The organism is Terriglobales bacterium, from assembly GCA_035561515.1.
GTDB lineage: Bacteria > Acidobacteriota > Terriglobia > Terriglobales > Acidobacteriaceae > DATMXP01.
Map to the genome: position 1 here is coordinate 18,299 of DATMXP010000019.1, position 24,688 is coordinate 42,986.

29 protein-coding genes are annotated in these 24,688 nt (G+C 54.8%); 26 read left to right on the forward strand and 3 right to left on the reverse strand.

Features of this window, described 5'->3' with window-relative positions; genetic code table 11:
* Positions 1-825: 825 nt before the first annotated feature.
* Positions 826-1,149 carry a hypothetical protein gene (locus VN577_07895; GenBank protein HWR14736.1) on the reverse strand — a complete coding sequence of 108 codons (324 nt, stop codon included), beginning with the start codon at positions 1,147-1,149 and terminating at the stop codon, positions 826-828.
* A 329-nt stretch (positions 1,150-1,478) separates the two neighbouring features.
* On the opposite strand from VN577_07895, the gene VN577_07900 reads away from it, so the two are divergent.
* The 9 genes from VN577_07900 to VN577_07940 all read left to right on the forward strand — a co-directional run bounded on the left by VN577_07900 (position 1,479) and on the right by VN577_07940 (position 5,546).
* The gene (locus VN577_07900) at positions 1,479-2,036 is read left to right on the forward strand and encodes a hypothetical protein (GenBank protein ID HWR14737.1); all 558 of its coding nucleotides are present in this window, start codon (positions 1,479-1,481) and stop codon (positions 2,034-2,036) included.
* Positions 2,037-2,110: 74 nt separating this feature from the next.
* A complete protein-coding gene (locus VN577_07905) occupies positions 2,111-2,356 on the forward strand; it encodes a hypothetical protein (protein ID HWR14738.1) in 246 nt (81 codons plus the stop codon).
* 652 nt (positions 2,357-3,008) lie between these two features.
* The gene (locus tag VN577_07910; GenBank protein ID HWR14739.1) at positions 3,009-3,368 is read left to right on the forward strand and encodes a helix-turn-helix transcriptional regulator; all 360 of its coding nucleotides are present in this window, start codon (positions 3,009-3,011) and stop codon (positions 3,366-3,368) included.
* Positions 3,369-3,408: 40 nt separating this feature from the next.
* Positions 3,409-3,639, forward strand: coding sequence for a hypothetical protein (locus tag VN577_07915; GenBank protein ID HWR14740.1), 231 nt, complete (start codon positions 3,409-3,411; stop codon positions 3,637-3,639).
* Between the two features lie 23 nt (positions 3,640-3,662).
* On the forward strand, positions 3,663-3,944 hold the full coding sequence (locus VN577_07920; protein ID HWR14741.1) for a hypothetical protein: 282 nt from the start codon (positions 3,663-3,665) through the stop codon (positions 3,942-3,944).
* Positions 3,945-4,169: 225 nt separating this feature from the next.
* On the forward strand, positions 4,170-4,439 hold the full coding sequence (locus VN577_07925; protein ID HWR14742.1) for a hypothetical protein: 270 nt from the start codon (positions 4,170-4,172) through the stop codon (positions 4,437-4,439).
* A gap of 197 nt (positions 4,440-4,636) precedes the next feature.
* Positions 4,637-4,945, forward strand: a complete 309-nt coding sequence (locus VN577_07930) for a hypothetical protein (GenBank protein HWR14743.1) — start codon at positions 4,637-4,639, stop codon at positions 4,943-4,945.
* The gene (locus VN577_07935) at positions 4,942-5,262 is read left to right on the forward strand and encodes a hypothetical protein (protein HWR14744.1); all 321 of its coding nucleotides are present in this window, start codon (positions 4,942-4,944) and stop codon (positions 5,260-5,262) included. The genes VN577_07930 and VN577_07935 overlap by 4 nt, the downstream gene beginning before the upstream one ends.
* A 50-nt stretch (positions 5,263-5,312) precedes the next feature.
* Complete coding sequence (locus VN577_07940; GenBank protein ID HWR14745.1) at positions 5,313-5,546, forward strand: hypothetical protein; 234 nt, start codon at positions 5,313-5,315, stop codon at positions 5,544-5,546.
* 340 nt (positions 5,547-5,886) lie between these two features.
* Here the strand turns inward: VN577_07940 and VN577_07945 are convergent, their stop codons facing one another.
* Both VN577_07945 and VN577_07950 read right to left on the reverse strand, forming a co-directional pair.
* Positions 5,887-7,107: a hypothetical protein gene (locus tag VN577_07945; GenBank protein ID HWR14746.1), complete on the reverse strand. Its 1,221-nt coding sequence runs from the start codon at positions 7,105-7,107 to the stop codon at positions 5,887-5,889.
* Between the two features lie 73 nt (positions 7,108-7,180).
* Positions 7,181-8,086 carry a hypothetical protein gene (locus VN577_07950; protein HWR14747.1) on the reverse strand — a complete coding sequence of 302 codons (906 nt, stop codon included), beginning with the start codon at positions 8,084-8,086 and terminating at the stop codon, positions 7,181-7,183.
* Between the two features lie 435 nt (positions 8,087-8,521).
* Between VN577_07950 and VN577_07955 the strand changes: the two genes are divergently transcribed.
* The 17 genes from VN577_07955 to VN577_08035 all read left to right on the forward strand — a co-directional run bounded on the left by VN577_07955 (position 8,522) and on the right by VN577_08035 (position 24,581).
* The gene (locus VN577_07955; GenBank protein ID HWR14748.1) at positions 8,522-9,469 is read left to right on the forward strand and encodes a hypothetical protein; all 948 of its coding nucleotides are present in this window, start codon (positions 8,522-8,524) and stop codon (positions 9,467-9,469) included.
* Between the two features lie 141 nt (positions 9,470-9,610).
* The gene (locus VN577_07960; protein HWR14749.1) at positions 9,611-9,922 is read left to right on the forward strand and encodes a hypothetical protein; all 312 of its coding nucleotides are present in this window, start codon (positions 9,611-9,613) and stop codon (positions 9,920-9,922) included.
* Positions 9,923-9,925: 3 nt separating this feature from the next.
* A complete protein-coding gene (locus tag VN577_07965; GenBank protein HWR14750.1) occupies positions 9,926-10,261 on the forward strand; it encodes a hypothetical protein in 336 nt (111 codons plus the stop codon).
* Entirely contained in the window at positions 10,258-13,014 is a 2,757-nt protein-coding gene (locus VN577_07970; protein ID HWR14751.1) for a hypothetical protein, read from the forward strand. The genes VN577_07965 and VN577_07970 overlap by 4 nt, the downstream gene beginning before the upstream one ends.
* Positions 12,998-13,762 (forward strand): hypothetical protein, encoded by a 765-nt coding sequence (locus VN577_07975; GenBank protein HWR14752.1) that lies wholly within the window; start codon positions 12,998-13,000, stop codon positions 13,760-13,762. Before VN577_07970 ends, VN577_07975 begins: the two co-directional genes overlap by 17 nt.
* On the forward strand, positions 13,762-14,721 hold the full coding sequence (locus VN577_07980) for a hypothetical protein (protein HWR14753.1): 960 nt from the start codon (positions 13,762-13,764) through the stop codon (positions 14,719-14,721). The genes VN577_07975 and VN577_07980 overlap by 1 nt, the downstream gene beginning before the upstream one ends.
* A 14-nt stretch (positions 14,722-14,735) precedes the next feature.
* Positions 14,736-15,416: a hypothetical protein gene (locus VN577_07985; protein ID HWR14754.1), complete on the forward strand. Its 681-nt coding sequence runs from the start codon at positions 14,736-14,738 to the stop codon at positions 15,414-15,416.
* A complete protein-coding gene (locus VN577_07990) occupies positions 15,413-16,336 on the forward strand; it encodes a hypothetical protein (GenBank protein HWR14755.1) in 924 nt (307 codons plus the stop codon). Before VN577_07985 ends, VN577_07990 begins: the two co-directional genes overlap by 4 nt.
* A gap of 16 nt (positions 16,337-16,352) precedes the next feature.
* Positions 16,353-17,732, forward strand: a complete 1,380-nt coding sequence (locus tag VN577_07995; protein HWR14756.1) for a TrbI/VirB10 family protein — start codon at positions 16,353-16,355, stop codon at positions 17,730-17,732.
* On the forward strand, positions 17,719-18,630 hold the full coding sequence (locus VN577_08000; protein ID HWR14757.1) for a MoxR family ATPase: 912 nt from the start codon (positions 17,719-17,721) through the stop codon (positions 18,628-18,630). Before VN577_07995 ends, VN577_08000 begins: the two co-directional genes overlap by 14 nt.
* A 164-nt stretch (positions 18,631-18,794) precedes the next feature.
* On the forward strand, positions 18,795-20,360 hold the full coding sequence (locus VN577_08005; GenBank protein ID HWR14758.1) for a type IV secretion system DNA-binding domain-containing protein: 1,566 nt from the start codon (positions 18,795-18,797) through the stop codon (positions 20,358-20,360).
* Positions 20,357-20,893, forward strand: a complete 537-nt coding sequence (locus tag VN577_08010) for a hypothetical protein (GenBank protein ID HWR14759.1) — start codon at positions 20,357-20,359, stop codon at positions 20,891-20,893. Before VN577_08005 ends, VN577_08010 begins: the two co-directional genes overlap by 4 nt.
* 60 nt (positions 20,894-20,953) lie before the next feature.
* Positions 20,954-21,811 carry a hypothetical protein gene (locus tag VN577_08015; GenBank protein HWR14760.1) on the forward strand — a complete coding sequence of 286 codons (858 nt, stop codon included), beginning with the start codon at positions 20,954-20,956 and terminating at the stop codon, positions 21,809-21,811.
* Complete coding sequence (locus tag VN577_08020) at positions 21,808-22,083, forward strand: hypothetical protein (protein HWR14761.1); 276 nt, start codon at positions 21,808-21,810, stop codon at positions 22,081-22,083. The genes VN577_08015 and VN577_08020 overlap by 4 nt, the downstream gene beginning before the upstream one ends.
* A gap of 168 nt (positions 22,084-22,251) precedes the next feature.
* On the forward strand, positions 22,252-23,325 hold the full coding sequence (locus VN577_08025; protein HWR14762.1) for a TraI domain-containing protein: 1,074 nt from the start codon (positions 22,252-22,254) through the stop codon (positions 23,323-23,325).
* An 18-nt stretch (positions 23,326-23,343) separates the two neighbouring features.
* A complete protein-coding gene (locus tag VN577_08030) occupies positions 23,344-24,243 on the forward strand; it encodes a hypothetical protein (protein ID HWR14763.1) in 900 nt (299 codons plus the stop codon).
* A 62-nt stretch (positions 24,244-24,305) separates the two neighbouring features.
* Entirely contained in the window at positions 24,306-24,581 is a 276-nt protein-coding gene (locus tag VN577_08035; GenBank protein ID HWR14764.1) for a hypothetical protein, read from the forward strand.
* Positions 24,582-24,688: the final 107 nt, after the last annotated feature.

The following is a 24,688-nucleotide window of genomic DNA, read 5'->3' on the forward strand; positions in this document are numbered from 1 at the left end:
GCGGAGACAACCTTGAAGTGGACACGGCGACCGTCCGGAAGGCGAAAAGCGTAGTCCCGGAAGTACTGTGCACTTTTTATGTAGTACTGGTCCGCATTGGCCCAGTGCAGCTTGACCTCTTCCCCTTCGTAGGGAATCGCATACACACCCGGTTTGTAACGACGCTGTGATATGAAATCGCCGGCGTCGTAATAACGACGAAAGAAGTTGTAGAGGCTGGAGAAGATCTCCTCTTCACTAGCGGCTACGTCGTGGTCTTCCCGAAGATGTCGGCGAAGCTCCTGGACTCTGGGGATTGTGTCGGGAGAGACACCCAACTCCCCTGCCGCCTTCATAGCTTTGTCCAACTCGGTTTGGATCTCCGTTCGCCTCCCCTGATCCAACGTACCGAGCGCAAGTCTGACTTGCGGAAGCAAGTCGTTGTCCAGGAATCGGCTGATCTCCTCCCGTTTGGCATTCATAATTCGATAAATGCCGAAATCGAGATCGGCTTGGTCGAACATGAATAGTTCGCCTAAGAGCTTCTTGAATTTGTCGTAAGCCTGAGTGCTCATTGCTTGTTTTTGGCACACATATCCATTTTCGGGAAAATACCCCCGTTACGGACGCGCGATCACAAAATGGTTAAACTTTCAGGAGTGTACAACACGGCTCAGAACCAACGGGCTGAAAGCGCGTCCGATTGAGGACTTCTGAACGTAGCACTTGTTAAGGGCACGTGCAATCGGGATGCCGACAAAGCGAATCCTCGGCGTCAAGGACGAAGAAGGCGACTGCGCATGCAGCCCAAACCGTATCGTCACGATTTCTGAATCTGAAAGAACGTCATTGCTTTGTGACGCTTAGTGAAATCGTCTCCGTCGCTGCTCCGAGAATCATACTGCGGGATGTCATGTTGGCTGTGCCATTGAGCGTCGAACCGTTCACTGTACCGTGAAAAGTCAGTTCGATGGATGCCATTTGGAACTGATTTTGACCCGAAAAGGTCAGCGAATCCTTGGATACGACGCCCGAAGATATCGGCACCTGAACGCGCCCCGCCTGCGGCGGAGTGAAGACGAATGTTCCAGTGATGGCGTCTCCATTCTGATTCAACGTCAATTCAGCGGGTCCCTGCCACTTGTGCCCGCGCTTGTCGGTGCCTTCCATTGATCCTTTCCACACTCCGGATACGTTTGGTCGTGACAGCCGTTCGCAGCCGACACTCGCCATAATGGCAAAGCACAAAGCGAATATGAGCACAGGGCATTTTTTGCGCATGTTTCATCCTCCCGCGCCGACTCTTTGGGCGCCGCGCAGCATAGACGAAGTATTGTGGCACGCGCGTGGTGGAAGACTGCCAGTTGAGACGCCTTCCGAACAGGAGCATAATACCTCGAATCGGCAGCAACTCGGGGCCGGTGCGCCGCTATTCGCCTGAATCATCCACAAGAAGTCGGAGGCTCCCGGCCTGTTCGATAGGTCCCGGTGTACCCACAATGGCGGCTGAAGGTTCTCGCAGTCTCTTCCGCCTCAACGCTGTTGACCGGCGTGGCAGGAAAATCGACCCAGCAGTGCTGGAGGCGGCTGAAAGAATTTATTCCGAAGCGCTTGAATACGGTCGGAAATTGCTTGGCGATCCTGCGGTGGTCACGAATGTGCTTGAGGAAGTCGCGGCATCGGTTTCGCTGACAGCAAGGGTTAAAAATCCCACTGGCAATCCAATGCAGGGTCGCGACCTGCGGTTATACCTTTTTCGCGCGTTTTTGAACGAACTCAATCGTCTAAAGCGTAAACAGCCCACGTTGCTCGGCCTGAGCGAGGTGATGACGGTTTCAAATCCGTCGTGGGCTGATCCGTTACGGGAATTAGAAGACAAGATGTTGCTCGAAGAATTTCTGAGGCTCTGCGAGCCTTGGATGCAAGATATGGCGCTGCGACGACTGCAGGGATTCTCCTGGGACGAGATTGGCCAGGCTTATGGCGTGTCGGGACACGCGGCCGAGGCAAGGTTCAGTCATGCGCTACGGCAGGCGCGGGAGCGACTCAAGATTTGAAATAGGAGGGCGGGCCACTCTATGCCAGACTGAGATCAACGGATGCTTCTCGGGTGAGGTCCGCTACGCGACCAATGCGGAAGAAAAAGCGGAAGGAAATCAACGAGGAAGAATTCTTCGGCTTCGCTAAGAAGTATCTTTCCGAAGCCTTCCCTAACCCAGAGCGAATCGATTGTCCTCCGGATTCCGAATTGATCGGCTTGGCCGAACATCCCAAAGTTGCCGATCCGTTTGTCCCCCAGCACCTCACCTGTTGTTCCCCCTGCTTCAATCGATACATGGAAATCCTGGCAGACCTGAAACGCAGGAAAGCGGGATAGCCGCCCATTGTGCGGCGTCTGGTCGGAATTTCGGGCAGCGCGAAACCGACTTTTGCGTTTTTGCTCCCTCGTCCATTTGAGCACTTGTCTCAGCCCATCATGCACTTGCAAACCATTACTCGGGAGCATGGTCGGAAATCCGACCAGACAATAGAAATTTCACCGCTTGACGCGAAATTCACGGTAGTCTCCGCTCGTGCTCGCGCAAATGTGCAGCCGGGCGTTAGGGTAGTTGCGGCGAGGTCAAAAGAACGGTTTCCGGGATGGGCTTACCTAGAACGCCGGGGACGCTTTGGCGGAATACCGTCTAACGTCCTCACCACATCGCACATCGGTGTTGAAAACAGGCGGCAGATGCGAAGAAGTGTACGTAATGTTATCGGTTTTCCGGCTTCAATCTTTTGCCAATAACGCACGGAGTAGCCGTGCGACAGCATGTCCTCCTGGCTGTAGCCAGCGTGTTCACGTAGCTGCTTAATCCTCGCTCCCAAGCCTTTGAAAAAGTGGGATTCATCGGGCATGATCTTTTTTCTAAGCGTTACGTACTAAAAAGAACACGTCCTTTTTAGTACGTGTTATATTTAGTACGTAGAGCGTAGCAGTAGAGGCTGTCATGACGGAGTGGAGATATCCAGGAGACGAAGCCATACGGATGGCATTCCTTGCGGGGGTCACAGAACTTGCACAAGAGAGAGGTCTGACTTTAGAGGAGTTAGAACGTCTTGTGGCGGCTCAGGGGCAACACGATGACGGATCACACGAACGGGCCTTGGGACGGGCTGTTAAGAAGTTGCGCGAAGAACAACATATGAGCCGAAAGACGCTGGCTGTGTCAGCGGGCATTCCAGTGCGGCTCTTGATTCAGGTCGAGCGAGGTCATGGAGGCCATGCTTCGCTAGCAGAAGTTTGCCGGATAGCCCACGCCTTGAAGCTGACGCCGCACGAATTGATGGCGGTTTATGAGAAAGCCTACAAGCAGGCCAACTGGAACCCAAATTCTGATAACAGCTAGGCAAGCGTGGTTGCCGGACCGGGGAACTGAGGAGGTTTTGATGTCCCACAATGTTGTCGAAATCGAAGGAGTCGCTGGCAAAACGGTCCAGAAGATCACGGTTACTAACGAATGGGATTTTCGAATGATCACTGTGCGATTTGCTGACCGAACAGCGATTCACTTCAACCTCCACCATCGGATTGACATCGAGCCAGAACTCTTTGACTGGAAAACCGGGGATGGTGAAGTCCTGAAAGAGTACGCCGTCATTTATGAGCATGAGCACTGAATTTTTTTCGGTGGGGGATGGGAGTGGCGAAGCAAAGACAGAGACGATATCGCCGCAAGCTTAACCAAGGCACGTTCAGCGCCGGGATCAAGGGCAAAGTGTTGCAATCTGTCAGCATCTCGAACGAGTTGGAATGCCGGTACATTTCGCTGGAATTTGCAGACAAAACAGAACTGACAATTTCGCTAGATACCCACCTCTCGGGAAAGCTGGAACTGTTCGACTTCAAGACCGGGGACCAGGAACTCATCCGAAAGGTCGGACTGGTTCCCAACGACACGCCTCTCTGGCGACCGAAGGAGTGATGGAATGGACCCGGAACCAAATTCAGAGAAGTTGATCACGTTTAGCAGCCTGCAAATCGAAGTGCTAGGACCGCGCAACCTCGGCAATAATCCCCTCGCAAATGTGTGCGCAGCAGACCTTCTCCGGGCTGCCGAGTACGAACTCCGAAAGTTACTCCGCGAGCGAGCAACATTGTTTCCGGACCTCAAGAGATTCGAACTCCAATTCGAAGGAAGGCGAAAACCGTGAAAGACAAGCTCGTGCGCTGGCGGGGAGAAGGTGTCGAATACCCTGCCTTGGGCGGCAAGGTCGTTCAGCAGGTGCGATTTGTGAACAATGAGGACTACACTGCGCTGACGATTGAGTTCGATGACGACACACTTGTGAGTTTTCGCTTCAAGGCAAGCATTGCTTTGTCGGCTGCCCCCGAACTTTCTGCCCTCAAGGGCGGGGACATTGTGAGTTGGAAGGAACTGAGATCTCGTCCGGTGATGAGGCGAGTCCCAAGGAAATGACATGTTGGCCAGCCACATCCGAAAACGAAAGTGCCAAGTGCAGAGCGCGAAGTACTCCGTAGCGTGATCTACGAATGTGACGCATTCATAAACTGGGCCTACTGGTCGCGTCTGCATGAAAGGTCTCGGCGCTCCGTTATCCAAATGTTGAAGATCGTTCGCAAGGTCGCGCTCGGGGGGCTACGGAGGGGGCACAGATGAGCCGCACTTCGAAGAAGGAGTCAGGGATCAACCGTGACCGCAAGGAAATACGCTTCGGCGGTGTACACATTGACCTCATCGGTCCCGCTGACCTGGCACACAATGAAGAGGCGAAGGACGCCGCCATAGATTTCCTACGCGCTGAGATTCTGGCCACTCGGCATTGGCTCAAAGACTGCGGCAAAATCAACCCCGTGCTGAAACGCTTCAAGGTGAAAGCCTGCCGCACCTGCATCATCCATCGCTGTCCGACCTGCGCGCGTCACCGGCGAACACATTCGTCGGCTAAGGAAAATCGCTTATGAAAACACCGATGAAGAGGGCTGATATAGGGAAGCCGATTACTCCAAACGAGCGGAGGCGACTTGCTGCGAGAATCAAGAAACGGGAGGAACAACTGCGGAAAAGATTTCGCAAAATTCACGGCAAGGTGGTGGATTGGGTTAACTACGTCGTTGAGGACCGCACTCTGTACGTCAGCATCCGTTTCAAGGACAAAACAGATTTCTCGTTGTACTTCTATCCTCGAATCATTACGGACAGAAGAGTCGAACTGTGCGACAGTACGACCGACGATTTCGAAGTAATTCGGCTGTACGAAGGAAAGAAGCTGGACGCCTGAACTCACAGGCGTTCAGTTCTCACAATTATTGTTAAAGGGTACCTAGCGCGATGGGCAATCCATTCGATTTGAAAAGTGGCATCACGGCGGGGGTGTTGAGGTTGGGCATCGCCCTGGGTGGCTACGTCGCCTATGTCGAGGTCGCGGATTCCGGAGTTGATTTCTTGTATTTTGTGACCCGTGATGGTGTTCGCCTTTCCGAAGGACATGCACCGGATTTCCCAACGGCGAAGCAGAAGGCTGAGGAAAGACTGCGACTGCTCTGCTCTGTGCCACTTCAGTGATGCGGCATGTCTACTGATGCTGCGGAGGCCGGCGCCATGCAGAGAGGTGAGCGAAGAGAACTTAACGAGGCGGAATTCTTCGCCTTCGCCAAGAGGCATCTCTCCGAAGCATTCCCAATCCGCAGCGGATCGACTGCCCTTCCGATTTCGAATTGACACGATTGGCCGAGCATCCCAAGGAAGCCGATCTATTTAATTTTAGGCACCTCACTTGCTGCTCCCCTTGCTTCAACCGTTACATGGAGAGTTTGGCCGATCTGAAGCGCAGAAGAGCAGGGACAGAATCCGAACATCCGCACTGAAAGAAGGATCTCAATTTGTGATTATCCTATCGAAACTGTTAGAGCTCGCTGTGGTCATCAGCGAATGGGTTCGGAAGCGTTTTCAGATATTCGATGTTTTCGGGTTGGAGTTGCTTCCGAGTCAGGATGAAATCGTAAGACCGCCCACTCACGCCGCTATCGGTGGCCACTCCGAAGGATTGCTTGACCTGGTATTTGAAGTGGGCGTATGTCACGAGAAACTGTAGATGAGCTAAGCGGTCCTTTCGAGCTTCACCGGAGATAAGATAAACGGCAACCGTTCCTCGTGATTTTTGGAAATGTGTAAAGTACTCGGGATTCCCCGTCGCTTCGCTCTTGATGCAGGCGTCTAGCACTCGTTTTCCTAACCTGATGCGCCGATCACGCGAGAGCCACCCCAGAAACCGCGCTACATCGGCAGCGGTAGCGGCTGGTCCCTTATTCCATGGAAGATCAGGATCAATGTTGTGTGCCCGCGCGATCATGTCATCGATGGCTAGTCCATAACGCCACTCGGCTGATCGTACCAACTCGCCCGAAGCTTTTCGCCGGAAAGCCTCGACGGTCCGCGCAAGAACCTCGGGCGTGATGGGCTGCATCCGTAGCCTGTAAATTTGCGGAGCGAAGTCGATCATGCATGCCAGGTTTTGCTCTTCGTTGTTCACGCGAAAAGTTGTTCCCGCCGTGCCTATATCGGTGCGCAACTCGATGAAGTGGATGAAGTCGGCAGCTGTATCGAAACGGTCGGTTAGCAGCTTGATGTCTTGGAGGGAGAAAACAAACACCGGTAAGACCGATTCCTTGATTTCTGGAACCAAGTCATAAGGATCGAAGGGTTCAGCCTCTTGGGCGAGGATAATGATCCCGTACATGTTGGGATACTGCGCGGGATCGAAATCGAGCTTGCCGTAAACTTCGTTCGCCAAGGTATTGATCGTGCCCGATGCAAGACTGGCGTGCGTGGTCTGCACCTGTTTTAGGGCTTTGAGAATTGCTTCGGTAGCCCATGCTTTCGCTTCGTGGTTCCCACATTTGGCCTTCACTTGAACGAGAAGGGCAACGTCATCGAACAGAACGACAGCGTCGGCAAGCTCCTCTCCCTTTTTCTTTTGCGGATTTCGGTATGTGAAATCACGAAAAAAAGAACGCTCTAGAAACCATTGACTGAGGCGTTCCTCGTAGTCCCCAGGCTGGCCCCCGGATTTGGGAACTTCCGTCATCCCGAAGCGCACCTTCGCGAGATCGTCTTCCGAGGACATCTCTAGCCTCCATGCCTTCAACAAATGAATGGACGAGCGTGCCACTCGCACCCGGAATGAATGCCTCTGTCCACTAGCTGCTCGTCACGGCTGGTGTCGTCGGGGAAAATTCCATGGCAACTCGGACGGGCGGCAGCGGCGTCGCCTCCCCAGAAAATCTTCCCTGTTTCCCCTCTGAAAAGTAACGATAGAGATGGGCATGGGCGGTCTGGTCACAGATCACGGGATCCTGTGCCAGATTGACCGTATAGATAAGGCCAGGATTCTCCTCAGTAAGGAACATTTGGACGTGCGCCAAGCATCTACCCGGGCGCGTTTCCGCCGCGAGGACGTGTGCCCGCCATCCATCAGGCCGGGCGTTAGAATTCAGCATTGGCAGAAGCAGCGGATGATGCCTCATCTGGACAAATTGGTTCACACGTCGAACAGGCCCCTTCGTTTCCTGGTAGATGAATGATCGAATGGGAGAAAAGAACTGCTCACTGCCAGAATAGATCGGCGATTGCGTCAGAAAGTAGTGGAAGCCGATCTTGGCGATTCCTCGGAAATAGCGCTCTCCGAGTTGGAACTTTACTGAGGGTTCCTCAATGACATGGCTCATCTGCCTCGATTCGGAGAATGTAATCCCCGGTGAATGTTGTCGGAGCAGTTTCTCAACCCATGCCCGCTCGTGCGGATAGCACGACAGCCTGGCTTCATATGGTTTGCGAACGGCACTCCGCTCGATTGTAGTTCGGAGCTGATCTGCAGTGGTGGTTTCCGCAAGCGGAAAGTGATGGGTCTTTCCCGTCTCCGTCTCAACGAGAATCAACTCGCACATCTGGGTCACAATGCCGCCTCGGATCTCCAAGTTGACCTCGACTCCCACTTCGCGGTCGAATGTCGAGAACTCTAGTCTGCTCGCTCCGGCACTCCCGCGAGCGAATGGATTCACCGTAACGTGATGGGCGCGCCCCCTCACACCATAGAACTCGCGCATAAACCCTTCTGGGCCACATCTAGCGACCTGTTGGTCGAGTAAGCCTAAGCGTTGGTTATTACAGATCGAACAAATAGGAGCCTGTAGTTCGGGGGCATCCCTGAATTCGCCAAATGCGGCTGGAATCACGTGTTCACGCGTATCGCCGTCGGAACTGCAATAAAGGCACTTTGTCACGCTTTCATTATTGCGCACGCCGAAGCCGCAGAAGTTAGTCGTCAACTCAAAATTTGTAACGATAGGTCGGCCTGCGAAAAAAAATCTGTTATCTGCTTTTGAGGTTTTCGAGTTTATCGGCCTTTGTATAAGTGGGGGAGAAAATCTTGGATTGGTCTTCGAGTCGCCGATTCGACGAACTGCGCTCTTTCGAGAGGCTCGTTCTGCGATGGCTAGGCGATTCCGAAGCCCCCATCTATCCCTCAGGAGTACCAGCCGATGAACAAGGAGAACAACTGCCAATGCGTTGTCTGCAATGTCGAGGCGGCACTGCTCGATTCGTTTAGCACACAAATAGCCCGAACCCAATTCCAAGCGCTTGCCAGCATCTACCCTGTTTTGAACCACTTCAGCTCGCCGATTGATCTGGTCGAATATTTGCACCAGCAAGACAACGCGGCGAACCACAATGCCGGAAGCGAGATACTCCACGCGGTGATCCACGCAATCGCGGAGAGGGCCACTCGCGAGTTCGGGCAGCAATTGCTTCTCCTTGCATTCACACCCGCAATTCACAAGCTCTGTCGCGAGATTTCCCAAAGGTTCCCATCATTGACTCCTGAGGACATCGCGCAACAGGCAGTGCTGTGTCTTTTGGAAGCAGCAAGATCCACTTTCATCGCACGCCAAAATGGACATCTGTTGCTCGCCCTGGTCAGGGAGTTCCGCAAGAACACATTCCGCTGGGCGATCAAGGAGGCCAGGATCACTACGGCCGAAGAGGAAAACAGCGAGACCGAATGTCCCGAACAGGTGTCGGAAGACACCTTGGAGCGAGACTACGCGCTCGATGACTTCCTCCAACGCTGTCGGTCCAGAGGTGTGCTGTCTGACGCCGATTACGAACTGTTGCTCAAATTCCATTGCGAAGAATTCGAAGCGATGGAGTTGCGAAGCAGTAGATGGCGGTCGGCCAAGGCAGTCCATCACCGCTTGGAAAAAATCCTGAACCGGTTGCGGCGGATAGCAGCAGATCCTGACTCGCTTCAACTGGATCATGCGACTGTTCCCACATCACCAATCTCAGCTAAACAAAATAAATCTCAATCAGGGGGCGGAATTTCGCCGGGGGTATGCCCATTTAGTAATAGTGAGAAGGGATTCTCACCGGAGCTTTCCCGCCCGATGCCTCAAGTCGAAACCGATGTCACGCACATTGCTGCGTGACGTAGGAAACGAAGTGAGGCACCGAAGTCACCCTCTGACTTGAATGCAACGGGAGCAGGAACCTTCCTTCAGCATCTCGTGCTGATCCTGCTCCCGTTTTGCTGCTTCGGTAGAAAGACCAACCATAAAGGGAGAAGACTTATGGCTCGACTTTCGAGTAGGCGAGGAAGTGGTTGTGCGCGCGGCTTGCGCCAGGCATTCAGCCAGCTTGTGCTCATGACGTTTTTCGGTTTGCCCGCCTTTGCTCAAGTCGGCGGGGATCGCGTTACGTCGTTCCTTTCAAATTCTCTCAGCTACGCCCAAGGGCTCGGCATTTTCGGTGCCGGTTTTCTCGTGATGTGGGCTGTGGCGAACGTCGCTCGGGAGCGTCCGAGCAGCAAGCAGTGGGCTGGAGCAGGCGGCGCGTTGCTGCTGTCGTCAGTTCTGCAACTCCTCCGCACTTTCGCAGGGTGAGTCGTGCCGCTCCGACTCAAACCCGTCGCGCGTTCGCTTTCAGTGCGAGCAGAGTTTTTCGGCTTGGAACTGGAGGACTGGGGTCTGGTGATCGCCTGGGCAATCCTCATGCGATTGATCGGAGACCACATTCACCGCGTGTTCCTCGGTTTCTTGCCGGTCTCAACAATCTTGGCCTATGGCACATCCGCTGTCCTGGTTCTGCTGATCCGATGGGCGAAACACGGTAAACCGCGTGGCTACCTGGTCGATTGGCTTCAGCACCAATTTCGCCCGAATGCCCACAGCGCACGATCGAATGATTTGCAGTTGTCATATCTCATCGAGGATGAACAATGATCCAGCCCTCGACAATTCATCTGGTTGCCGCACTCATCGGAGTCCTCGCGCTGCTGACACTCGCGCTCGCGGTATTCCTACCATACGGCAGCGCCAAGAGGCGATCCGAATGCGACGGAAGCGGTGATAAGGAAGTATCTTCGCTCGCCGGCAGAATTCCCGTGTCGGAAATCCGGGATGACCTCATCGTGCGCAGAGATGGCTCGTTCTGCGCAGGATGGGAGTGCGTTGGAATCGCAAGCCAATTCGCTTCCGCTGAGCGTCTCGAAGCAGTCAGCAGTGCTCTGGATGCCTTCATAAAGGGATTCCGGCACCCAGAGATTGAGCTTCAGTTTCGTTACGTTGTAGATCACGAAACACCGCAAGTTCTGCAGGACAGGAAGACTTCCTCCAATTGCGTTAATTCACCTGCAGCATGGCTCGAAGAAAATCGTCTCTCATTCTGGAGATCGGCAATCGATGCGGGTCAAGTACGTTCTATCAAGCTCATTGCACTCTTGTCCTGGAAACCCATCCGCACGTGGGACACTCGTTCGGCAATCTCACGATTCGCCGCAGCGTTTTGGGCTGGCCTTACGCGGGAGGGTTTCTCGAAATTCCCGAATGTCATCCGCCTCGCACTGACCGAAGCCCAAACCAAAGCATTGGTGCAGCGCAATCGCATAGCACACAATCGCCTGGTCGCCGAATTCAATCAACTTCTTGGAACGTATGGCCTCGGCCTCGAAGCGATTACTCCGGTGCGGCGGCTCAGAGAGCCCGAACTCGCTGGTCTGGTGTACCAGTCATTCAACCCAGCGGATCGGCATCCGGCAAGTCGGAGCCGCGATCTCGAATCCTTGCTTAACACGGATTGGTCGGAAGGCGTCCGCTTTCTTGATCTCGGTGGCGTTCTGAAGGGCGTTGTCACGCTTTCGGAACTGCCGGAGGCAACATTCGCTTCTCTTCCGCGCCCTCTGCTCGCGCTGGATTTTCCTTGCGAAATCGTTGTGAGTGTCCGAGTGCCTGATCAAGCAGCAAAAGTGCGCAAACTTCGTCGTCTGCTGAAGAAGAGCCTCGCTTTTCAACTGCGGAAGGACGGCAGCCGCCGGCGCGATTTTCAAGCAGCCGCTCTCGAAAAGGACTCGGTCGATACGCTGACTTCCGCTGTAACTTCTTCTCAGCGGCTCGTTGAGATCGAGTTGGCAGTGATTGTGTCGATCTCGAAAGTCGCGCACACTGCCGCAGAACGCGAGAATGCAGAGCTGGAGTTGGCGCAGCGGGTTGAGTCCGTGTTACAGGCAATTGGACAGATGAACGGCGCCCGCGGATACCGTGAAGACACCTCGTTACTCCCCACGTTTATTTCGTTCCTGCCCGGTGTTCAAGGAGTTCGGAAGTCCAACCGGGAATTCACTCTGCTCTCCGGGCAGGCGGCAGATTTTGTTCCAACAGAGCTGCCATGGACCGGAACTCATCATGACGCTCCTGCCTTCTTGGCACGGACACGCGAAGGAACATTGCTTCGCTTCAATCCGTTCAGCAATGAACTCACGAATGCCAACATTCTCGTGACCGGCAAGACCGGTTCTGGCAAATCGTTCCTAGTGAAGCAGCTTCTGCTGCAGTTGCAAGTGCTCAATCCACGTATCGCTATTGTCACCAAAGGCGCAGATTATCGCGCTTTGATCGAACTTCTCGGAGGTCAGTATCGGGAGATCAGCCTACGCACAAAGTTGGTGAAGAACCCATGGGATCTCGATGGGACAACCCACGAGTTGGATTCCGCTCAGGTTGCAGGTGTGGCGTCTCTCGCCTTCCACATGGCTGGTAAGACCGGCTCCGACGATGCGGTCATACTGAACTTTCTGGAGAAGGCCGTTCGCATGACCTATGAGCGGCTACTCGCCATCGGCAAGACTCCCCGTTTCTCCGACCTGAAATGGACATTGGAGCACTATCCATTTGAGAACGCAGTTATTGAGCAGCTCGCCCACGTGCTTGCATTGAAATTGAACCGCTGGACGGGAGAAGGCGTTTACGCGCAACTGTTCGACCAGGACACGAGCCCGGAACTGCGAAAGACGGAAGACATCATCTGCTACGACATCGACGGACTTAAGGAATCTCCCGAACTGCAAGCAGCCGTGGCCTTCACCATCGCGAGAGCCATAGACCAACAGATTGGCCGGAAAGACACGAGCGGAAGCCTTCGGCCAACAGTCGCTGTGTTCGACGAAGTCTGGGCAATGCTGGCCGATCCAGTATTAGGGACGCAGGTTCTCAATGCATTTCGGACGGCACGCAAACGGTATGGTTCGATCATCGCGGCCAGTCAGGGCATTGAAGATTTCGTGGGCACGGCCGAATCTCCGCACACCGTAGGTTTGGCGATCCTGCAAAACACGGAGGCGAAATTTGTTTGCGCGCAACTGGGAGAACTGTCCCGTCTTCGCGAAGTTCTGCACCTCTCAGAACCGGCATTAGAGGCAGTGAAGGAACTGCGCAATGTGCCGGGACATTTCGCCGAAAGTTATCTCCTCGTCGCTAATCAGCCGGAATCAAGCACGGTAATACAGCTAACGGCGACTCCGTTTGACTATTGGGCAACCACCAGCAATCCGGTGGAAATGGAATTCAGGGAAAAATTCGCAAAAGAGCACCAGGAACTGTCCGCGCTCGAAGCCATTTACAGGCTCGGCTTGGCCCACCCACAGGGCCTTGCGTCACCGCAAGCAAAGAATCAAAAGGAGACCTATGCGGCTGCTTCGTAGGAAATCACTCATTGGCCTGACGATTACGTCTGTTCTTCTTGTGCCACTTGCGGCTCACGCGTTCTTCGGAACTATGCCGGTGATCGACTGGACTGCCGTCGCACGCATCGGCCAACAAATCGGACTTTCGCAGGAGACATTGAACACGCTTGGTCTCTACGTGCAGCAATATAACCGCATCAATGCGGGGGTCCAGGAAGGGGTCGCGCTTGTTCGCGGAAGACAGCTTCAGGGACTTCTGAATGAGGCTGTCGGGAGCCAATTCCCAGAATTTCAACAACTGCAGCGCGACTTTCGCAACGTCCTCGTTGACCCCGCCACGGTCCGCGGAGACCTCGAACTGACCTACGGGGTCATACCGTCTGCTGACTTCCCGTTGATTCGCAAAAGAAGAATTGATGCGACGGATGCCACGGCAACGCTCGGGCTATTCGATGCTTCGCGGATGGAACTCGTGTCAGTACAGGAAGAAACCGATGCTGATGATATTGAGGCACGCGCGGCAAACGCGAGTCCAGGGGGTGCGGCCAAGTTAGCCGCCGCCGCGAATGGGGCCTTGCTGCGCTCGCAAGCCTACGACCATCGCCTATTGGCTCGGCTGATGAGATTGCAAGCCCTCTCGATCGCCCGCGACAACTCACAGGAAAAAGAACTCGAACAAGTTCGTCAAGCACAACTGACCACAGTCTCGACCATGGTCGGCAGTATGCAACTGTCGTATGGCATTGGAGATAGGGTGGGACACTAATGCCGGACTTAGGAACAATCAGCAGATTTCTCGCGGCTTTGGGCGGACTTTGGGACCGTGCCGAGCAGTACCTGCCCCTGATCTTGGGCATCGCATTGCCTCTCGCAGGGTTGGTGTTCACGTTCAGCATGTTGCAGGCGTTCTTCCAGGACGGCGCGGAGGAAGACTACTTCCGCATCATGTGCCGTTTTGGCATTACGCTGGCGGTCCTTGCTGACTATCGCAGCCTCTTTATGAAATTCAATGTCTTGAGCTCCGACTTGGCTCACCATTTCGGAGATCCGAACAGCTTTCAGAGCTTTTTTCAGCAGGTCCAATCGCAATTCGATAGTGTCAGCGGGGCGATTGTCTTCACCGCGCGACTATCGACGAGCATCGTTACGCTTCTAATTTTGATTTCAGGTGTAATCCTCGTCCTAGCCTACATCGGGCTTGTCGCCGCGCAAGCTTTGGCCGTCATTCTGCTGTACATCTTTGGTCCGTTACTGCTCGCACTACTGCCCAGCCGTCAACTCAGCACGGTTGCTTATACGTATTTGAAAGCCCTATTGCAGGTACTGCTCTGGCCGGCGATGTGGAGCCTTGTTTTGGCATTGTTGACCGGAGCGTTGTTGGGAGTATTAACCGCCGGGCCGTTCGTTGATCTGGTTCCTGCGATATTCCTGGTCCTTTTGGCAATCCTGTTGACGCAGATCCCCCGCCTCACTGGATATCTGACCAGCGGGGCACTGAATGCAGTAGGCGCGACAATTTCGACACTTGTAACGGCTGGCCTAGCCTATGCCACCTACAAAGTTGCCGAGACTGGCGCATCCGCTGTACTTGCGTATGCAACCGGAGGTGCGGCAGTCACGGTTCCCCAGGCAATCGGTTATGTCGCCCGAAGCCGGAGCAGCGAGGCCGTTGTCGTGCCTCCGCCGACGAAATTCGCACCGTTACCACCGCCAAAGACTGCGTAGACGTGGAGAACTGTATGAGCACTGTCACATCGGTTTCAAGTGATGACATGCAACAGAAGAAGCTGGAGCTTGGTGATTATTGCGACTTCTACACCCACTTGGCTGTCCAGGCACGCCGTGCATCGAGGGTCGCTTTGCTTGCGTGTAGTGTCGCGATGGTCGCGATGATCTCGGCAATCCTGGCGCAATTAAAACCGCCGATTTTGCTCCGTGTGCAGGATGGCAAAGTTTCCTCCTTGAACGGTTCGGGCGTAGGGGTGGCAGAGACTGCGGCGCAACAACAACCGGACGAAGCCGAAAAACTGTCGTTCGTCGGGAGTTTCTTGGATCGGTTCGTGAACATCGACCCTGTCACAGTGAAGCGTAATACGACAATGGCGTTAAACCAGATGACGAACACGTTGCGGCAACACATCCTTGCGCAGCTCAACGAACAGCATTTTGTCGATACCGTGCGTGACAACAACGTCACCGCGACGCTTGCGGTCAAGTCAGCAGAACTGGTCTCAGGAGACCCATACACAGCAGTTGTATTTGGACAGAAGCGCATCACGACATTGGTCAACGGCCAGGAAAACAAGAAGGAGCTGCTCGTGAAATACATGATACGGCTCGCACCTGTGCCTCGCGCCGGTGGCAACGGCTGGAGCGGGTTGGAAGTGGCCGATTACAAGGAAGAGGTGCTACAGCAATGAAATCGATTGTCCAACTCACGCTGTTGCTATCCATTGCCGTTGGCTGTCTGGCTCAGTCCCAAGCTGGTGGTGCTGTGCAGCAACCAAAGACGAATCCTGATGGAAACGATACTGGCGTTGTGCCACTGGTCCGGCCATACGCCATTTCAACCGCTCCACATTTCGCTGTGTTAGTGCAGTTTCCGAAGGCTGACTCAATTCGCCGCATTGCGCTAGGAGACAGCAACTATTTCCTTGCAGAGGCCGATAAGGACGATCCGCACTATGCCATTGTGAAACAAATACGGGCGTCGGCAGAAAAGGCAAAGTCGCCAATCGAGACCAACATGCTCGTCTATATGGCGTCCGGGCGCGTGGTCAACATCATGCTGAAGTCCGGAAAGCTGGCGGAGACAGCGTACTCGATCAATTACCCGGTTGCAGAGCCTCCGGTGCGTCACAATCCTGCGCCAGCACAATTGGACCCCGAAGTTACTGAAAGGGCGAAGCGCGACCACGCCAGAAAAGAACTCACCGAGAAGATGCTCGATGACGTGCGAAAGGGCTCTCGGAAGCGGGCCAGCATCGTAGCAGGTGGCCTGACCCTGCATCCCTACAGAACCGAGCGACTGGACGAACTTGCTCTTGTCTCATTCGACATCGAGAACACATCTGCAGCGGTTGTTGACCTCGAAGATCCTCAGATCAATTTAGTGACAACAGCAGATAAAGGAAAAGATCGCAAGAAAGGCGTTCCTGCGAAGGTCGAGCCTGTTCAGCTTGCCGATTCCATAGTTTCAGTCAGGCAGCTACCTCCTGGCGGACGCGCCATCTGTTTGGTTGCGTTTAAGCCTCCGGTTCATGACAGCGACCAGCAGGTCGTGCTCTCGGTGTCGAATCGTGCAGTGGCAGATCACCCGGTCACGTTCCGTATTGAATAGCCTCGGAGCAACTGATATGGACAAGCCCTCGAAGACAGCAGTCATTGAGCGAGACGAGGCCGCATTAGCCTCGGAGATCGAACGCGACCAAGAACTTGCTACGCAAGCCCTCGATGAGATTCGTGGAGCTGAAAGGCTCAGCGGCTTTGGACGCTTCGCGAACAAGATGCAGAGCATCTTCCAAGGCCAGCAGGCGCAGGCGTCGAACTCGACAGGTCACTTACGCGTAGCTCCAATCATGATGTCCGCCGGGGTGCTGTTACTCATTGCAACGGGCTTGCTATATCTCTTTTCGAAACCTGAGAGTACCGTCCCAAGCCATTTTCGTCAGCCCACGGGACTCAGCGAGGCAGACACTCAAAAGCGTGCCGCTGGTGCTGCTGATGCCCAGGCTCCCGTAACCGAGAATCAACTTATCTCCAGCGATAAGTCTGCAAGTACGGAGCAGAAGAAGGCCGGTTTGCAGAACGGGAATGGCAGTCGAGATATGGCTGCAATGCGGCATCTTGGCGTTGCTGGCGATCAAGGAAGTGCGGGCACTCAGAATATCGTTTCACCGCAAACGATGACGAATGAATTGCAGACCCCGGCCACAGTGTTCGTCGCAAGAATTTCCGCTGCACCCGCTGCAACCTCTCCAAATGCATCTCCACAGCCAGGGCGGCAGTCACAGCTTCCAGCGGGTACAGAGATCGTAGCGCATACGACCAATGCGATAAGTAGTGGATTGGAATCGCCGGTCATCGCTGTTGTTGACAGAAATGTCGAACTGAACGATTCAGTCGTTATCCCGCAAGGTGCGCGCGTGGTCGGCTACACATCAGGAGCCGTGAAGGACCGGATCAATGTGCGATTTACGTCCATACTGTTGCCCAATAACCGGGAGATGACGATCTCCGGTCTGGCGCTCATGAAAGACGGAAGCGCCGGTTTGGTTGGCAAGGCTCAGGGCAGCGGTCATCCCGTCCTATCCACAGCCGCTCGTATCGGAACTGGTGCAGCGGTTGTGGCGACTGAGTTTGTCGGGCAGGGATCTCTCAATCAGGCTTTTTCCCAGGCCGACTATCTTAGAAATCAGATGGCTGCAGAAGTGGCGGTGCAGGGGAATCGCTTGTCGAACCGTCTTCAACAACCGATGAGCGTCCCGATCGTGAACGTGAGCACTAACCAGCCATTGCGCATATTTTTGCTGAACGCAATTGATCTCGGTGGTGGACGCAATCAAGGCTCGCAGTCAGCGGCCTCCTCCGCCTTCGCCAGCGCGATGCAAGATCAGAACGCACCCTCGGAACAATCGTTGGTCGCGGCACAGACAGCCTATATTCAGGCGCTAGAAGCACAGTTGGCAGACATGCGCGCTGCCCTCAACGGAAAGCAGACCAATGGACAGCATTAAGGACTGCCGCACTTTGGTTTCAGCCAGCGATCTGGGGATGATCTTGGCGGAGCACGGTTACATTGCGAAGCCGGAGACCACGAACGTGATGTATCTCGCTCTTCGTTTACAAAAGCCGTTGCTGCTGGAGGGACCTCCGGGCGCGGGAAAAACTCAGGTAGCGAAGGTTTTGTCGGAGGCGCTCGATATGCCTTTGATTCGGTTGCAATGCTATGAGGGAATTGACGAGGCGAAGGCGCTTTACCAGTGGAACGAGTCTCTGCAGCGCATTGCACTCGAATACATGCGCCAGAGTCAAGGCGGATCGCAAACCACGTGGACCGATCTGAAGCGACTGCTTTATAGCCCGGACTTTCTAATTCCTGGCCCGATCCTGCGAGCTTTGCAGTCCGATAGCAAGGCGGTGTTGTTGATCGACGAAGTCGATAAGACTGGCCCGTCGTTCGAGGCGTTTCTCTTGGAGATTCTTTCGGACTTCCAAGTTTCGATTCCTCAACTCGGTACGGTTGTCGCGACGCATCGGCCAATTGTGGTGCTAACGTCGAATGCCCAGAGGAAATTGACGGATGCTCTGCGTGGACGTTGCTTCCTGTTGTGGATGAATTATCCCGCACCAGATCAAGAGGCCGAAATCATCACGACGCATTCGCCCGCGTTTGAATCTCAGCTTGCAACGCAGGCAGCCCGGTTCACCGCCGCTGTCCGTCACCTGGGAATGGCGAAGCCGCCCGCGATCCGGGAATCTCTCGATTGGATTGACGCGCTGACTCTTTTGGGAGCAACGGAACTCACTGCTGACGTGGTTTCTGCCACCCTCCCCGTGCTACTAAAAACCCGAGAGGATATCGACCGGGCCGCAGGAAATGTTGCGTTGCTTCTTCAACGCGCTTGCGCTTAGTTCAACACGATCATCCACAATCGGCACCGCATCGCCCATCCACAATGAACTGCAAGGAGCCTGATTTGTCCTTCGCTGTCGCGCAGATTCGACGATTACCGTACCTGATATTCGGGTGGGCGTTGATAGCTGTCGTGTCTTTCTCAATGCCTGATCGAATGTTCTTGAGCAGAGCCCAGGGCCGTTGGTTCGGAATCGCCTTGTTAGGGGTCGCGCTCCTGCGTGGATCGCGACAGGTTAGTCAGAGTCTGCCAGTCGAGCTTGATTCTCTCACTCTCTCGCAATTGCCCCGCAAAGACCAGATGCAATACGTGGGACACGGCTTCCTGTGGAATTCCGAACGCGCCAATCAAGTGCTTGCAGTTGAACGGATGAGCGAAACCATCTCGCGTACTCGCGGCCCGGGGGATCTTGGCGGTGTGACGGTGCTTCACGCGGTCGGTCGAAAGCGAGAACAGCCGACTTTCCTTCCCCTCAGTGATCTGGAAGGACACATGCTCGTGGCCGGAGCGACTCGCACTGGCAAGACCCACTATCTCCAACTCGACGTTGTGCAAGCCATTGAACGGGGTGATGAAGCCGTCATCTTCATTGACCCGAAGGGCGATTTGAAAGTCCTGCATCGAGCCTATGATGCGGCCGTGCGGATGGGTCGCGAAAAAGATTTTCTATTCTTCTCGCTCGCGTTTCCTCATATCTCCTGCACCTATAACCCGCTCCACAATTTTGTGCTCGGCATGGAGATTCCCGACCGGCTCGCTGGCTTACTTCCAGGTGGCGGCCAGTCAGAACCCTTCAAGGCATTCGCGTGGGAAGTAATCAATGTGATCGCGCAGGCGATGCTGCTGGCGGGAGAGCGCCCACTGCTCTCAAAGATCGCGCGTTACGCGAAGGTCAACGGTACGCTGGAAGAACTGTTACCCAAGATCCCCGAGCAGACTCCCGAATATGAGTATTTGCTGGGACTCATCAAGCATCCACCCGACCACTACGACAAGATGGTTTCCTCGTTGAAACCGCTGCTTTCGAAGCTCGACACGCCGGACTTTCGCAGCCTGATGTCGGTCCCGAACCCTGAACTGGACTGGGATTGCGCCATCCGAAACAAGCGCATCGTGTACATGTTCATGGGTTCGATGATCGTCAAAGAAACAGCGTACGCAATTGGAATGCTGGCCTTACAGGACCTGCTGAACTTTATCGGGCGAGCATATGCCTATGAACAAGCGAAAACTCCTGTGAGGCTCGTGGTAGATGAGGTTGGCAGGCTGGTCTTTCCGGGCTTTGTCGATTTGTTGGCGCAGGCCGGGGGGCAAGGCGTCATGGCCGTGCTGGCATTCCAAAGCGTTGCAGATTTGTTGAGCGTCCTAGGGCCAGCAGGGGCACAGCAAATTCTCGATAACACGAACACAAAACTATGGTTCAGAGCCACGGACTACGCGACGGCCAAGGCTTTTGCTGATGTCGCCGGCCAGGGTCCTGTTCTCACGAAGCGCGAGTCCGCGAGCTATCGCCCTGTCTTGGACGGTAAGCACGCACCACGTGGCCTGGCGTTCGATGCCACCTTTTCCCAACAGTCCACAGAGATGATCGACAACCTTGTTCGCGAAGACTGGGTCATGAAACTTCCGCGTGGGCAGGCTTTCCTGTACGCGAGCGGCTACACGTATAAAACACGTTTTCCACTACTGCCCGACCCGAAGCACCACTTTCCCTTGGAGAAGTCATGAAACTGCTTTCGATTGGTGCATTTGTTCTGTTTGTGGCATGTGCCGCTTCGCTCGTCTCTGGCGGACAGGCCACAGGTCTTCTCCAGCATACTTGGCGGCGTGCTGCGGATGTGTTGCCCGAACGGGAGATCAACGAATTGGAAGTCGTGATTCCAGCCTACACAGCGCGCGTTTTCGAAGTGTTCCCGCCGAGGCTTCGTGAGAAGGTTGCCACCAAGACGTGGACTGCCGTCGAACTGATAACGCTGCGGCTGCTACTGGCTTTGTATCTTGCGCCAACATTCATTATCGCTGCTGGGATTGGTTTTCTCGAAGGCTCTTGGGCACGATCGAATCAGAAGAGCTTAGTGAAGATTCACTCACCGATGCGGTTCAGCCTTGCCTTGACCGGGGTGGGCTTGTGTCCTGCGGTGATTTTACTGTGGGCGACTGTGCCCCTCATGGTGCCGGTAATCATCCTGGGTTTGTTTGTGTCCACGTTGGCAGTCTTCAGTGTTCGCAACCTAGTTGTCCACTCACCAACGCAGTTCTAGCCGGGAGGAATCCACGAAGTCGTCTAACACAATTTGATCGCGATTGAAGGTTCACATCACATGTCTGACCGTTCACAAAATATCACCCTCGTAGCAATCCACGGCGAATTCACTATGGGAGTGTGGATGCTGATGAGTATTCGGTTTTCTGAGCGCCTGGCGTCGCTTGACGAAAAAACAGGCGAGTTCCTGAGAACTCTGGGATACATGGGCGGATATTGCACGGTCGATCAAGCGCGGAGGCTCGATCTCGCTAACTCGCCTACGCGGGTACTCGAACGGCTGAAGAGGTTGGAGGACCATAGATTCCTACGTCGGGTCGTCACATATCCGCTTGTGTACCAAGTCACAAAGTCGGTGACTCGGATGTTGGGGACCGATTTGATGGCGAGACGGGTTCATCCGGTGGAGACCGTGCGCTGGAGGTTGCTGGCAGTGAACTTCTACCTGGAGGCAAGGACTTGGCCGGCCGAGTTCATCTTGGATCATGACGGGAGGGTCTCCGCCCTGCAGCGGATCGGATGCCCCGCAGACGCTCTCCCGCAGCGCAGGGGTCAGCCCTATCTGTGGCAAGCCTTCATCCTGGACCTGCATGATGGCGGTCTGTGCATCTCTGTTGTTGATCGTCCGGACTGCAGCGCCTTACTACAAGCATTGGGCTTTGTGAGGCGATTTGCCGCGTGTCGGCGGTCGATGGGCGAGCGACTTTCTCTGGTGGTAGCAGTTAACTCCGATGCTCGCCGTCGGCTCTATTCCAAAGCAGTGAGCCACGCGAAGGTGCGAGAGTACACGCAAGGTTTCTCCGAACCACTGAGCATCTACCGCGTGATCCTGCCGGTTCAATCTATTCACGCAACGACCCACGAGTCCGACACCCACACCGACAACTTAATTCGAGGAGGCCACGAAAGGCCATGAAACTGACCGGCACAATCCTGAGGTGCTTGGCTCGGAAAGTCAGCTCCGGAGGCAAAGAAACTTACGTCACCAACCTGCTGATTTTGGACCCTGACAACAGCACGGGAACCAATTATGCGGTCGAGGTTTGGGGCGACAATCCCCATGATCTGCGGCTGATGTCCGACGTTTCTTTGACGGTCGTCGGGGTCGTCAACAAGAACACTGGCGTTCCGGCATTCCGCGCCGTCATCGGTCCTCGGCCTGAGGCAGAGGTCCCGGCTGCGGCGTAGGTGGTTACCGGAGCCGTAGCCTGAACCCGGTGAATCTTCGGCGCGATTCACGGTTAAAGGCGTCGCGCCGCGACGCCTTTAACCATTCCCTTACCGGCCACCCCCGGGGGTACCCGCCGGGGGTGCCTGTTGGGGGTAGGTGAGGCACCCCCGCGAAGAGGAAAAGAATTGGCAGAAGTTCAAGACATGACGGAGCGGATTCTGTATCGCCTCTCGCTAGACCCGAAGGCGCGCTCGCTGGCTGAGAAGTTGCTCGGACGATTCCGCTGTTTAGTCGGCAACTTGCCAGCCAGCGCCGACCACCACCACTCGGAACCAGGTGGGCTTTACTCCCACTCCGTGGAAGTAGCGCTCGGCACGCTTGAAGCCTTTGAGGGCAACATTATTATGGAGCGCAAGCCCGACGGCAGCGTAGACAGTTTCCAAAGCTCCCGTAATCGTCCGCGCTGGCAATACGCCACCTTCATCGCCGCCCTGTGCCATGACCTGGGAAAGTTGTTCGATCTTACGTTGAAAGCGGATGGACGGCGCTGGTACCCGCTGAAGCAGACATATGCAGATTTCGTCCGAGTTGATCGAAAGCCTCTGACAGTCACATGGAATGCGGAGCGACAGCATGGCGCTCATGCGCTGCTTTCCTGCTTGCTGGTTCATCACCTTCTGTCATCCGAAGATACGGACTACCTTGGGCTTCCGCGCCTCGTCCACATTGCCGAAACGTTGGTGGGAAGTCATAGCCGAACCAAGGGGAGCCAGATTGGTCAAAGCGTAAAGAAGGCGGATCAGAAGAGTGTAGAACGCGCCCATGTTGCGCTCTCAGCGCGGCCTGACAGTAAGGTCGGCCAGTTCCTGGAAGCATTGGAAGAGTTGATCGTGGGAGGACAACTGAACGTAAACGCTCCGGGTGCACAGGTCTGGGTGTCTGGAGAAAGAACGGCTGTAGTCGTGCCTCTTTCTCTGGATCTGGCCCGTGATCGTCTCATGGAACGAAAAGTTGTTCTTCCTCCGAACATTCATTTCTATAACACCCTGCGGAACGCAAACCTCGTGGAAGCCGACAAGATCGGGCACTGTGTTCGCCAAATCAAGGTCCCCGGCAAGCACGGCACTGTGTCACTAAGCGCCCTGATTTTTCCCACAGAGAAGGTCATACCCAAGCAGATTCTGCCCACCCTACCTGTAATCCAATTCGAAATTGAGACTGCGCCCGAGGCCGAGATTGTAGCCGTGGACGGGGCGTAAGTCTGACGGAGAACTGCCATGAATACTTTGATTGCCAATCAATACGGTCGAGTTCAGGGAGAGGTGGGCGGCAGCGGACCGGTTTTGGCTGTGGCTGCGCAGACGCCGCGACGCGACTCGGTCGAACTCCAAACCAGTCTTGACTCGGTTGAACAACAACTCTATCTCCTCGCCATCTTGAGAGCTGTGGAACGCCGGATCGAGCAGTTTCAGTTGCGGGACTCAGGCGTCGCAGAGCCGCAAACGCGGGAGCCCGAGAGTCCTTTCGAGGGAGCGGTCTGTACTGAGGGTGACCTGTTTAACGCAAATGGCGCCTCGAAGAACAAGATTTACGGCCGCTTTGCCAACTTCTTGATTTACGAGCAAGTCGATCAGGGCCGACTACGGGTCTTCTTTGCTGTTCGAGATGAGGCGAAGCGTGTGGCTCGATTCGACCTGCATCCCGGAGAAGTGCAGGCACTTTGCGCTCTGGTGAGACGTGCATTATTCGGTTGCGAGCAGATTGATTTACTCCTTCGCGACGACCTTTCGCTGACGGTTGCTCTCCAGGTCTCCGGCAACGGATTGCGACTCGAAGTGCAGACGCCTCTCTGGCGGTCTGAATTCGGTGTCACCAAAGGCAACGAACTCGCCACACTTGCAGTGTTCACACAGCGCGCCATCCATCACGAAAAAGTCGTGCCGATTCGGTTCGGGGATGAGGCAAATCAATTCAGCCTGAGGAAACGCTCCGATGGGCAGGTCTTGGCCGAGTTCCAGCACCAGGAGTCAGTCGAGCGAGTTCCGCTTTCGACACTGCAACTCTATGAACTCGAAATCCTTGCTCACTACGCGCTTCATCGTGCGTTCGAGCCGTCAGATGTGAGCCTTCGAAGTCAGGTTCCGCCGCCGTCGGCAACTGCTGCCCAAATTGCCTAGATTGCATTTCCAACTTTCTCAATCCACAAACCTTCGAAATCACAAAAAAGGAGAATCCGCCAATGAACCAGACACGGTGCCATAAAATTCAGTCCATGTCCATTTACGAGCCGGGGGATTACGTCAAAGTCGAGTTCAAGGACGAGTCCGATCCCATTGGAGAGTGGATGTGGGTTCGCGTAGAGAGCTGTGACGACGCACGACGACTATTGTTTGGAACCCTCGATAACGCCCCGGTGATGGATTACGGCGACAAGCTTGAGCTTGGGTCGCGGCTCGCAATCAGCTACGACAAAATTCGAGAACACAGAAAAGCGACTGAGTTTGGCCGTCAGTAGTCCTCGGGTTCGCTAAGTCATTCCTCAAGTTTTTTCTTCCACAAACCCTGTCCAGATCCCACAAACCCTGCAAAGACCACAACCCATACCCGTGCGGAACAAACGCG

Excerpts from the sequence above, each read along its gene's own strand:
- VN577_07895 (HWR14736.1), bottom strand. The coding sequence starts at position 1,149 with ATGGAAGGCACCGACAAGCGCGGGCACAAGTGGCAGGGACCCGCTGAA.
- VN577_07900 (HWR14737.1), top strand. The coding sequence starts at position 1,479 with ATGGCGGCTGAAGGTTCTCGCAGTCTCTTCCGCCTCAACGCTGTTGAC.
- VN577_07905 (HWR14738.1), top strand. The coding sequence starts at position 2,111 with ATGCGGAAGAAAAAGCGGAAGGAAATCAACGAGGAAGAATTCTTCGGC.
- VN577_07910 (HWR14739.1), top strand. The coding sequence starts at position 3,009 with ATGGCATTCCTTGCGGGGGTCACAGAACTTGCACAAGAGAGAGGTCTG.
- VN577_07915 (HWR14740.1), top strand. The coding sequence starts at position 3,409 with ATGTCCCACAATGTTGTCGAAATCGAAGGAGTCGCTGGCAAAACGGTC.
- VN577_07930 (HWR14743.1), top strand. The coding sequence starts at position 4,637 with ATGAGCCGCACTTCGAAGAAGGAGTCAGGGATCAACCGTGACCGCAAG.
- VN577_07935 (HWR14744.1), top strand. The coding sequence starts at position 4,942 with ATGAAAACACCGATGAAGAGGGCTGATATAGGGAAGCCGATTACTCCA.
- VN577_07940 (HWR14745.1), top strand. The coding sequence starts at position 5,313 with ATGGGCAATCCATTCGATTTGAAAAGTGGCATCACGGCGGGGGTGTTG.
- VN577_07945 (HWR14746.1), bottom strand. The coding sequence starts at position 7,107 with ATGTCCTCGGAAGACGATCTCGCGAAGGTGCGCTTCGGGATGACGGAA.
- VN577_07950 (HWR14747.1), bottom strand. The coding sequence starts at position 8,086 with ATGCGCGAGTTCTATGGTGTGAGGGGGCGCGCCCATCACGTTACGGTG.
- VN577_07955 (HWR14748.1), top strand. The coding sequence starts at position 8,522 with ATGAACAAGGAGAACAACTGCCAATGCGTTGTCTGCAATGTCGAGGCG.
- VN577_07960 (HWR14749.1), top strand. The coding sequence starts at position 9,611 with ATGGCTCGACTTTCGAGTAGGCGAGGAAGTGGTTGTGCGCGCGGCTTG.
- VN577_07970 (HWR14751.1), top strand. The coding sequence starts at position 10,258 with ATGATCCAGCCCTCGACAATTCATCTGGTTGCCGCACTCATCGGAGTC.
- VN577_07975 (HWR14752.1), top strand. The coding sequence starts at position 12,998 with ATGCGGCTGCTTCGTAGGAAATCACTCATTGGCCTGACGATTACGTCT.
- VN577_07980 (HWR14753.1), top strand. The coding sequence starts at position 13,762 with ATGCCGGACTTAGGAACAATCAGCAGATTTCTCGCGGCTTTGGGCGGA.
- VN577_07985 (HWR14754.1), top strand. The coding sequence starts at position 14,736 with ATGAGCACTGTCACATCGGTTTCAAGTGATGACATGCAACAGAAGAAG.
- VN577_07990 (HWR14755.1), top strand. The coding sequence starts at position 15,413 with ATGAAATCGATTGTCCAACTCACGCTGTTGCTATCCATTGCCGTTGGC.
- VN577_07995 (HWR14756.1), top strand. The coding sequence starts at position 16,353 with ATGGACAAGCCCTCGAAGACAGCAGTCATTGAGCGAGACGAGGCCGCA.
- VN577_08000 (HWR14757.1), top strand. The coding sequence starts at position 17,719 with ATGGACAGCATTAAGGACTGCCGCACTTTGGTTTCAGCCAGCGATCTG.
- VN577_08010 (HWR14759.1), top strand. The coding sequence starts at position 20,357 with ATGAAACTGCTTTCGATTGGTGCATTTGTTCTGTTTGTGGCATGTGCC.
- VN577_08015 (HWR14760.1), top strand. The coding sequence starts at position 20,954 with ATGTCTGACCGTTCACAAAATATCACCCTCGTAGCAATCCACGGCGAA.
- VN577_08020 (HWR14761.1), top strand. The coding sequence starts at position 21,808 with ATGAAACTGACCGGCACAATCCTGAGGTGCTTGGCTCGGAAAGTCAGC.
- VN577_08030 (HWR14763.1), top strand. The coding sequence starts at position 23,344 with ATGAATACTTTGATTGCCAATCAATACGGTCGAGTTCAGGGAGAGGTG.
- VN577_08035 (HWR14764.1), top strand. The coding sequence starts at position 24,306 with ATGAACCAGACACGGTGCCATAAAATTCAGTCCATGTCCATTTACGAG.